This is a genomic window from Mycobacterium sp., assembly GCF_032162605.1.
Lineage (GTDB): Bacteria > Actinomycetota > Actinomycetes > Mycobacteriales > Mycobacteriaceae > Mycobacterium.
On sequence record NZ_JAVROT010000565.1, the window covers coordinates 1 to 9,905 of the forward strand.

A 9,905-nucleotide genomic window follows, 5' to 3' on the forward strand; every position below is an offset into this window, starting at 1 on the left:
CTGGACAGCCCGCCGCCACCGGTCGAGGAGCGTCTTTCCGTACTGATCCGCGATGGGCTCGTAGGCCGGATGCCCACCGCCGATCACGCCGCACCACCACGCTTCGCGCTAACTCAGAACGGGCGCACGATCTTCGAGCGCCAACGTTCGACGAACATCGCGGGCCTGGAGTCCATCCTGAGTCATTGGGACGACGGTGACGTCGCCGTGCTCATCGGATACCTCGGTCGACTCGCTGATGGGATCGACGAGGAGAACCGACGTCAAAACACGACAAGTGCAGCTCCGCATGCGCCCTTACCGCATGCATTCACCGAGCCAATGCAGACACGACGTGAATTGGTGTCCCAGTCGGCAGCGGCGTCGCCGACGGGGACGCTGCGTGATCGCTGGAGGTAGAACCCGATTCACCACAGCCTGCACTCGTCCGGCTTACACGGGTAGGAGGCCAGCCACGCGGTAGCCATCGACGAGCGCGTCGTAGAGCGAGATGTCGGAGCGACTCCTCGCGATGAGCTGAGCACCGGCGATGGCAGCGAAGATGGCGCGCGCCCGCGGTTCGCCTTCCTCGGCGCTGACCACGGACGCATCGAGTAGCACGCGGGTCAGCCAAGACACGTTGACGTCGGCGAAGGTCTGCACCTCCCTTTGCACGGGCTCGGGCAGGTCGTCGTATTCGGCGGCCATGTAGCTGCAGAGGCACATGCGATTGTCGTTCTCGAGTGCCTTGCGAAACGTTTCGGGATATTGGCGCAGGGCGTCGATCGAATCGGAGGATTCAGCCAATAGCGCATCCAGGGCAACCGCTGAGTCCTCCCAGTACCGCCTGGCTACGGCGGTGCCGAGGTCGGCCTTGCTCGGGAAGTAGTGGTAGATGCTGGCGGCCTTGATGCCCACGTCTTGCGCGAGGTCGCGAAAGCTCAACCCGCCGTAGCCGCGCGTCTGCGCGACGCTCCTGGCGGCCGCGAGGATCTTCTCCCGGGAGTTTGAGCTGACCTCGTTCATTCTCAAAAGTTTACCTACCAAGTGGCAGGTAGACAACCTACCAAGTGACAGGTAGGGTCGCCTACCAAGTGACAGGTAGACGAAAAGAGGGAAACAATGAGCTCCGAGATCATCCATTACGACGCGACCAAGTTGGCTGAACTGATTCGTACGCGGGCGGTGTCGCCGGTCGAGGTCGTGCAGGCGCATCTCGACCGAATCGAGGCCGTCAACCCCAAGGTCAACGCGATCGTCACGGTTGCGGCCGGCGCGCTCGAAGCAGCGAGGGCGGCGGAGGCAGCGGTTCTGGCGGGGGACCGGCTCGGCCCGTTGCACGGGGTGCCGATCTCGGTGAAGGACTCGATCGACACGGCGGACGTTCTGACCCAGCGTGGTTCGCCGATCTTCAAGGGCCGCACCCCCAAGGCGGATGCGGTCGGCGTTGCCCGCCTGAAGAGTGCCGGTGCGATCGTGCTCGCCAAGACGAACCTTCCCGAATTCTCCTACTCGACCGAAACCGACAATCTGCTCACGGGCAGGTCGAACAACCCGTGGAATCTGGCTCGCACGCCAGGCGGGTCGAGCGGTGGCGAGTCGGCGGCCATCGCGGCGGGCATGTCGCCGCTCGGTCTCGGCACCGATCTCGCCATCTCCGTGCGCGGTCCCGCAGCGCAAACCGGGATCGTCGCGCTCAAGGCCACGCATGGGCGCGTCCCGATGACGGGCGTTTGGCCGCGAGTGCCGCGTCGCTTCTGGCATGTCGGCCCGATGGCGCGCAGCGTTCGCGACATCGCCTTGGCCTATCCACTTCTCGCCGGACCCGACGGTGCCGACGCCTTCGCCACCAGCACCGTCCAGTTCGACGCGGGGGTGGGTGTCTCGCCGGGTCGACCGCTCCGGGTCGGCTGGTTGGTCGAGCCCGGGTTCGGGCCGATCGACCTCGAGGTGGCGGCCACCGTGCAGGCGGCCGCCGAGGCGCTCGAGGACCTGTGTTGCGTCGTCGAGCCCGTGCGCATCCCGGCGCTCGAGCGCGACTTCGCCCTCGACGTGTTCAATCGCCTCCACGTGATGGAGCTCAAGCCCGCGTTCGCGGAAGCGACGGCCGGCCGCGCACCCGATGAGCTCTTCACGATCGCCAAGAACATGCTCGCGACACCCGACACGTCCGTCGAAGAGTACGTCCAAGCAGAACAGGCGGCCGAGCGACTGAGGGACGGCTTCGCCGACTATTTTCAGCGCTACGACGCGCTGGTCTGCCCCGTGCTGCCCATCCCGGCCCATGAACACGGCGCCACGGAATTCGTCATCAACGGCCAGACCGTCGACGCGACCTACATCCAAGGCGCCACCGTGCCATTCAACGTGACCGGACTACCGGCATTGTCGATGAGGTTCGGTACGAGCCGCGACGGACTGCCGATCAACGTGCAGGTGGTCTCCAGCTGGCTGGCCGAATCGACCATTCTGCAGCTGGCCTCACTGCTGGAAAAGGCAAGCCCCGTTCGCGACCTTCACCCGGACATCTAGCCGGGAAAGCGGGTAAGCGCGCGGAACCGATTTGTCACCAAGGTCTTTCGAAACCTACTCATATCGTCAGGACACGAAAATGAACACAACGCCCACCAACGACTCGATCTCCAACCGGGATCCGGGGCCGCTGCACTATCGGGATGCGACCACTCTGGCGGCGCTGATCGCGACGAAACAGGTCTCGTCCCGCGATGTCGTCCAGGCTCACCTGGACCGCATCGCCGCGGTCAATCCGAAGATCAACGCCATCGTCACCCTGCGCGCCGACGACGCATTGCGGGATGCCGCCGCGGCCGACGAGGCCGTCGCCAGTGGCGTCGAACTCGGTCCCCTGCATGGAGTTCCGTTCACCATCAAGGACGCCCTCGACACCGAGGGCATCCCGACCCAACGCGGCACCAGGCTGTTCGCCGGCTTCGTCCCCGAGGCCGACGCCACCGCGGTGGCACGGTTCAAGGCCGCGGGCGGTATCCCCATCGCGAAGACCAACCTCCCCGAATTCTCGGCGTGGACCGAGACTGACAACCTAGTCACCGGCCGCACCAACAATCCTTGGAATCTGGACCGAACCCCTGGCGGATCCTCGGGTGGGGAGTCCGCGGCGATCGCAGCAGGCATGTCCCCGATGGGGATCGGCAGCGACGTCGCGATCTCGGTGCGTGGGCCCGCGGCATTCACCGGGATCGCCGCCCTCAAGGCCACGCATGGCCGCATCCCGTACACCGGTCACTTCCCGACTGTGACCTCAGGCTGGTGGCACGTCGGGCCGATGGCCCGCACCGTGCGTGACGTCGCACTGGGTTACTCCGTCCTGAGCGGACCCGACGGCATCGATGGCTACGCCGTCCACGCCAAGGACATTGATGCGGGCGGCACTCGGGCGGCCAGACAGTCCATCCGCGTCGGCTGGGTATCCGACGACGCGTTCGGGCCGGTGGATCCCGAGATCACCGCCGCGGTCGTCGCTGCCGCCGCGCAACTGTCCGATCTCGGATGCGAGGTCGAGCAGGTCGGGGTGCCGTTCCTCGAGCAGGCCGACGGACTCGCGACGCTCATGACGTTCGTCTACGCCGAATTGACTCCCTACGTCAAGGCTTTGGCGGCCGGTCGCGAAGGCGAACTGTTCTCCACCGGTGCGGACATCGTCGCGATGGAGGACCCCACCTTCGCCGACGTGCTTGCGGCGCGGGCGAAGCTGGAAGCGCTAAGGTCGGCGTTCGCCGGATACTTCGCGAACTACGACGTGCTGCTGTGCCCGGTCAACCCCGTCACCGCCACGCCGCATGGGGCGCTGGAACTCGTCGTCGATGGTGTGACGGCGTCGTGGACCCATGTGATGGCAGCGACGTCACCGTTCAATCTGACTGGCCTGCCTGCACTCTCGGTGCCGTACGGGTACAGCTCGGAGGAGCTGCCGATCGGCATCCAACTCGTCTCGAAGTGGTTCGACGAGTCGACCATTCTGCGCCTGGGTGCACTGCTCGAACGCAACGGCGGCCTCGGCGATCGGCGCCCGCCGACCACGGGTTGACGGCCTCGACGTCGAGTCGCTGGCGGCGACCGTTCCGGCGCGACGCGCCCAGTCGATGGGCGCCTGGAACCTTTCGATGATGTCCAGGTAGCGGGTCGGGGCGAGTCGGGCGAGGATGTCGAAGAGGTGCGCATCCAAGCCAATGAGGATGCGGGACTTGCCCGCCTCCACACCGCGGTGGATGACCTCCGCGGCCTTGTCGGGCGTTGTCATCGTGGTCGCCGCGAACTCGGCGACCATCTGCTGGTGCGTTGGGCCGTTTCCTTGCGGGCCTGTCCGTAATCGTGCGTTTCGCACGATGTTGGTGTTGACCCCGCCGGGATGGACGTTGATCGCGCTCACCCCGGTGCCCCGCAACTCCTGGCGTAGCGCATCGGTGAAGCCGCGCACCGCGAACTTGGCTGCGCAATAGGCACTTTGACCGGGGATGCCAGCAAGGCCGAACACGCTCGATGTGTTGACGATCGCTCCCGCGTCCTGCTCGACGAGGATCGGCAGGAACGCCCGGGTTCCATTGACCACGCCGTGGAAGTTGATGTTCCACAACCATTGATCGTCGTCGGGATCGGCGTCGAGCACAGTGGACGCGAGGTTGACACCAGCATTGTTGAAGACGGCGCCCACCGCCGTCGGCGTCCAGTCCCGCACCTCCGCGGCGAAGGCTAGCTGCGCGTCCGCATCACTGACGTCGAGGACCCGCGACAACACAGGCCCCGAGATGCTCGCCGCGGTTTCCTTCAATCCCCTCTGGTCGATGTCGGTGATCGCCACCGGGCTGCCGTGGCCGGCGAGCCGTAGAGCCAGACTGCGACCCATGCCCGACGCGGCGCCGCTGATCACCGCAGTGCGACCGCTGATGGTCCGTCTTGCCTTGGTCAACGTTGCCCCTCAGTGTTCCCGTGCATCTGTGACGAGTGGTGTGATCAACGACCATGTCAAGTGACTGCGATCACGTCAAGCGCAACGAGTCGCCAATCCAGTCTGCGATGGCAAACCCACCACCACCCGACGCAGCCGTTGGACCCGGTGGGGGAGGCGCCGAAACAAGCTACACCGTCGTGTTCTTGCTGGCATGCTTCATGGATGGCGGCCATTCCAGAGACCGTCTACGCGCGGGACCGTGACGTCAACCTGGCGTACCAGGTGCTCGATGACGCCGGACCCGATGTCTTGTTCGTGCCAACGCCGAGGTTCCCCATCGACCTGATTTGGGACGACCCCACGGTGGCCCGCCACCTTCGCCGCCTCGCGTCGTTCGGCCGGTTGATCCTGACCGATCTGTTGGGGTTGGGTAGCTCCGATGCCGTGCCGATCAATGAGCGTCCTGCAATGCAGGCGTGGACGGACGGGCTGCTCGCAGTGCTCGACGCGTCCGGCAGCGAGTCCGCGGCGGTGTTCGGGATGGCGGGCTCGGCGCTCCCGGCCATGCTCCTGGCTGCAAGCCACCCCGAGCGTGTGCGATCCCTCGTCTTGTGGAGTCCGTACGCCTGCTTCCTGCGCACGCCCGATCAGCCGTTCGCGATGCCCGAGCACACTTACCGGAAGATGCACAAACTCTTCGGCGAGGCTGCCGGGACCGGCTCCGCGACCGAATTGCTTGCACCGAGTTGGAGCCGTGACGCGGCGAAGCGGCGCTGGTACGGCCGCGGTGAGCGACTCGCCGGCGGGCCGGGTTACTTCAACGCGATCAGCGAGCTGTTTCAGCGCACTGACATGCGCTCGGTGCTCGACAGCATTCAGGCGCCGACGTTGGTACTGCACCGGCGAGACGACCGTTATATCCCTGCGGGCCATGCCAAGTACGTCGCGGGCCGTATTGCGCACGCGAGACGCGTGGAGTTCGACGGCGACGACCACGAGTGGTTCGCAGGCGACTCCGACCGGGTGCTCGACGAGGTGGGTTCGTTTCTCACCGGTGGCAGTCAGCCCAGACCGACCAATCGGGTGCTGTCGACCGTGCTGTTCACCGACATCGTCGGATCAACGGCACGCGCAACGGCTCTGGGTGACGAGGCGTGGACGGAGATCCTCACCGCGCACAACCGAGCCGTCGGGGGACAGGTGGTCGGGGCGCGCGGGACGATCGTCAAGTTCACGGGCGACGGCGCACTCGCGACGTTCGACGGTCCAGCGCGGGCGATCATGTGCGCGTGCGCAATTCGGGATTCGGTGGCGAATCTCGGTCTCTCCGTTCGCGTCGGCCTGCATACGGGTGAGGTAGAGATGGTGGACGGCGATGTGCATGGCATCGCGGTGCACATCGCGGCGCGCATCATGGCACTTGCGAGACCCGACGAAGTTCTCGTATCCGGCGCAGTCCCGCCGCTGGTGCTGGGGTCCGGGCTCGCGTTCGACGACCGCGGCAGTCACGAATTGAAGGGCGTGACTGACCGGTGGCCGGTCCTGGCGGTGCACGATGCGCCCCGGCTAACTCGCGGGGAGGCCGTGGTTTGAGCGCACTGCCCTCCCAAACGCGTGGGACCGACACGTGCTGCGTGTCTCAGGCGAACGGATTGAGCACCAAGGTGCACAGACGAGGAAGATTGCCGACCGGAATCCAGGCGACCATGGCGCGGCATGTGCCCGCCGCCATGCCCACTGGGCCGCCGCAGACTGGCCAAGCTCCGAGTCCCTGGGTCTGCAAGACGTTTCGCGCGACCCGGATCTGCTCGTCGCGGCTGGCGGCGGAAGGCGATCCGACCCCGCCGTTGGTAGCCCACGTGGCAGGCGTGAACTGAAGGCCACCGTAGAAGCCGTTACCAGTGTTCGAGGACCAGTTACCGCCCGATTCGCATTGCGCCATCGCGTCCCAGTTGGGCTCAGCGCCGGCTACGGGAGTCGCCATGGCCATTTGCGCCACTGCGATCGCACCGGCAGCCCCAAGCACGGCGACAGTCTTTCGCACACTCATATTTCGATCCCTTCGCCGGATCGTGCGACGCGCAGGCGCCGAATGGCCAGCGTGTGAGACGATCCTCAGCTCAAATCGTGATCATGAGTTTACTGATGTGGCCAGAGTTAAACAGTGACAGTAGTGAGTCTAATTGTATTCTCTGAGTCTATTTAATTCTTATGCTTCTCATGAGGCCAGAGATGCCGCTGGGGCCAGCTGAGCAGGCCGGATCGATGCAGTTCAGACGTGGATACCAACTCGAGATCGCGTCGTCGCCAGTGCATTCCGGCGCTTAAGAATATGCGGAGGTCCGATACCTGCATGGAGGCAACCAATGTGGCTATTGATCTAATTGTGATCAAAGATGGCGGAGTGATAGATGTTAATTCTCGGAAATTTGAGGCATATGTGGCCACTGGGTTGAAAGTGGCCTATGTGGCGCGTTGGGAAGCCCGCACGTCAGACCGTCGCCGGCACCCGCGCTTGCACGCCGGAGGCACGCATCTCCTGCCGCAGCGTCGTGAAGTCCAAGATCGTCTTGGATGCCACGGTGGCGACCGGGCGTGCGTTACGACCGGTGGCTTCGGTCTTGGACACCATGACCACGCTGTCGATGTAGGGCTGGATCGTCGTCGCGTTCTGAACGGTGGCGACGATGACGAGCTGGAAGCCGAATTTGCGGAACGCCTGAAGTGCCTGCTGAGCAAACTGCGGATCGGACTTGGAGAATGCCTCATCGAGCATCAGCTGAGCGAAAACCGGCTTGTTGTCGACACCTTCGGCGGCAGCCGACACGGAGGACTGCGCGGGGCTCGCCAGGTTGAAGCTCAATGCACCGGCCAGGCAGAAGGCCATCAGCTTCTCCTGCTCGCCACCGGAATTGTCGCCGGCATTGCTGTGCGTGCGGATCAGCTCCTCGGCGCTGACATCCCATTCGGCGCAGTCGAAGGTGAACCGGTTGCGGACGTCGAGGGCATCGCGCGTCCAGGCCTTGTCCTCGGGAGCCGTGGACGCCAGCCGGTTGCGCAGCAACAGGATGTCGGCGTACTGATCCAGGATCGCCTGTTTGTCGCCAAGCCCGACTTCGGCGATGCGCCGAGAGATGGCCTTGACGATGTCGGTGAGCTCGGCGACCGCGGTCAGGCTGCGCGGGGTGGCGCGCAGCGTCAACCGGGTGCCTCGGTTGAACTCCACGGAGCCCAGGCCGGTGTTGACCCTGGCGATCTGCTCGCTGATGCGCCGGGCTTCCTGCTCGGCCACCCGGTGCAGCGTGAGGATGGCATCTGGTGCCTGTTCGGTGACGAGCCGCATCATCCGCTCGTAGGCCTCGGGGAGCTCCCGCTCGTCGATGTGCCGGCACAACACCACGTAGTCGTGCACCCTTTCGTCGAACACGTCGCTGTCATTCGGGATGGCGTCGGGGAACGCGTTGTCGAACGTGTTGAGAATGCGGGCGAGCTCATCGTATGAGCGCCTGCGGCTTTCGCGGAGGTGATCGCGCTCCCGGCGAATGGCGGTGAACACCGCCTCCCGGTGCGGTTCGGGATTGAGCAACTCCAACGCCACCGGCACGTCACCGGCGTAGCGGTTCAGTAGTTCCGTCAGAGGCTCGGACACGAACGCAGGAGTCAGCCGCTCCCGAAGCTCCAGTAGACGGGTCCGACGACCGTCCAGGTCGTCGCGGCGGGTCTCAACGCCACCCCGGCGCGTCATCAGTGTCTGGATCTCCTCCCAGCACTGATCGGCGCGCCCATTGAGCGCCTCGATGTCGGGGTGATCGGCCAGCAGCAGCTCGTACTGTTCGCGCAGACGGTCGGCATGCCCATCGGCGGACTCCGTGTCGATCTGGTTCCACTGCGGGAACTGCTCGCAGATCGCCCTGCATGCCGCGGCCCGGTCCCGCCACCGCTGGCGTTCGGCGGCGATGTCGTCGGCTGCCCGCCGCGCCCGCTGGTATGCCTCTTCGGTGTTGGCGAGATCGACGGTCAGCGCATCGATCTTGGCGGCGACGTCACCCTGGTAGATGTAGTCGGACTGCTTGAGTGGTCGCCGGTCGTCCTTGATCGCCAGCCGGTCGGAGTCCTTGTACAGGCCGGTGTCGGTGACGGCCCGCCGGAACCGGGGAAACAGGTCGGGGGTGTCGACGCAGACGTGGTCGCCTGCGGCGGCGATGACGTCGGCGGCCTCGGCGGCGCAGACATGCGTCGGGTCGACCACGAACAGCTTGCCTGCCAACGTGTTCGGCTCGGCGGTCCCGCCGCTCGCCGACGACCTGACATGATGCAGCTGCAGCCGTCCGCCCATGTTCGTCTCGTTGACGAACCGCAGCACTGCCGCGTACTGGCTATCGGGCACCAGCAGTCGCAGACCCACCCCGCGCAGCACCTTCTCCACCGCGACGCGCCACCGGTTCTGCTCCGGCCTCAGGTCCATCAGCTCGGCGATGTAGGGCAGCCTGCTCGGGTCGACACCCACTGCGGCACAGATGTGTTCGCGCATCGTGATCGCGAACTCCGGCAGGGCCGAGCCGACGTGCTCGACGCGGCGCAGTTCCTTTGCTGCGTCGTCGCGGGCGATCCGAGCGACCTTCTGGGCGTACTCGGCATCGGTGGACGCTTCCCTGCCGCGGTCGAGTCTGGCCAGTAGCTCAGTGGCGGCAGTGCTGAGTTCCTCACGCAGATTCCAGAACTCGTCGGCGGTGTCCGGGACGTCGAGGCCCTGGGCGGTGATCATTGACTCATAGGCGGCGCGCCGCCGCGATACCTCTTCGGCCTGCGCTTCAGCGCCTGCCACCTGCGACTGCAACGGCCCCACGCTCGCACTCGATCCGTTGATCTGCGCGTTGAGCGAATCCCCTTCGGCCTTGGCGAGATTGAGCTGCCTGGTGACGTCCTCGTACTCGTTGCCAAGCTGGTCGATGGTGGCGTCGAGCGAGTTGATCTGAGTCGGGCTCTGCGACAGCCGGAT

6 protein-coding genes and 2 pseudogenes are annotated in these 9,905 nt (G+C 65.4%); 4 read left to right on the forward strand and 4 right to left on the reverse strand.

The window, feature by feature from the left end:
• A pseudogene (locus QOI01_RS31205) lies at positions 1–399 on the forward strand (MFS transporter); the annotation flags it as partial.
• 33 nt (positions 400–432) lie between these two features.
• Here QOI01_RS31205 and QOI01_RS31210 read toward each other — a convergent pair.
• Entirely contained in the window at positions 433–1,005 is a 573-nt protein-coding gene (locus tag QOI01_RS31210; protein ID WP_526387297.1) for a TetR/AcrR family transcriptional regulator, read from the reverse strand.
• A gap of 96 nt (positions 1,006–1,101) precedes the next feature.
• Between QOI01_RS31210 and QOI01_RS31215 the strand changes: the two genes are divergently transcribed.
• Positions 1,102–2,511 (forward strand): amidase, encoded by a 1,410-nt coding sequence (locus QOI01_RS31215; protein ID WP_526387299.1) that lies wholly within the window; start codon positions 1,102–1,104, stop codon positions 2,509–2,511.
• A gap of 79 nt (positions 2,512–2,590) precedes the next feature.
• The gene (locus tag QOI01_RS31220; protein WP_526387301.1) at positions 2,591–4,045 is read left to right on the forward strand and encodes an amidase; all 1,455 of its coding nucleotides are present in this window, start codon (positions 2,591–2,593) and stop codon (positions 4,043–4,045) included.
• Between the two features lie 72 nt (positions 4,046–4,117).
• Here the strand turns inward: QOI01_RS31220 and QOI01_RS31225 are convergent.
• A pseudogene (locus QOI01_RS31225) lies at positions 4,118–4,924 on the reverse strand (SDR family NAD(P)-dependent oxidoreductase); the annotation flags it as partial.
• 204 nt (positions 4,925–5,128) lie between these two features.
• On the opposite strand from QOI01_RS31225, the gene QOI01_RS31230 reads away from it, so the two are divergent.
• Complete coding sequence (locus QOI01_RS31230) at positions 5,129–6,499, forward strand: adenylate/guanylate cyclase domain-containing protein (RefSeq protein WP_526387303.1); 1,371 nt, start codon at positions 5,129–5,131, stop codon at positions 6,497–6,499.
• 46 nt (positions 6,500–6,545) lie between these two features.
• On the opposite strand, the gene QOI01_RS31235 is transcribed toward QOI01_RS31230, so the two are convergent.
• Together QOI01_RS31235 and QOI01_RS31240 are read right to left on the reverse strand one after the other, a co-directional pair.
• Positions 6,546–6,956 (reverse strand): transglycosylase family protein, encoded by a 411-nt coding sequence (locus tag QOI01_RS31235; protein ID WP_526387305.1) that lies wholly within the window; start codon positions 6,954–6,956, stop codon positions 6,546–6,548.
• Positions 6,957–7,397: 441 nt separating this feature from the next.
• A partial coding sequence (locus QOI01_RS31240) for an ATP-binding protein (RefSeq protein ID WP_526387307.1) occupies positions 7,398–9,905 on the reverse strand: 2,508 nt, incomplete at its 5' end.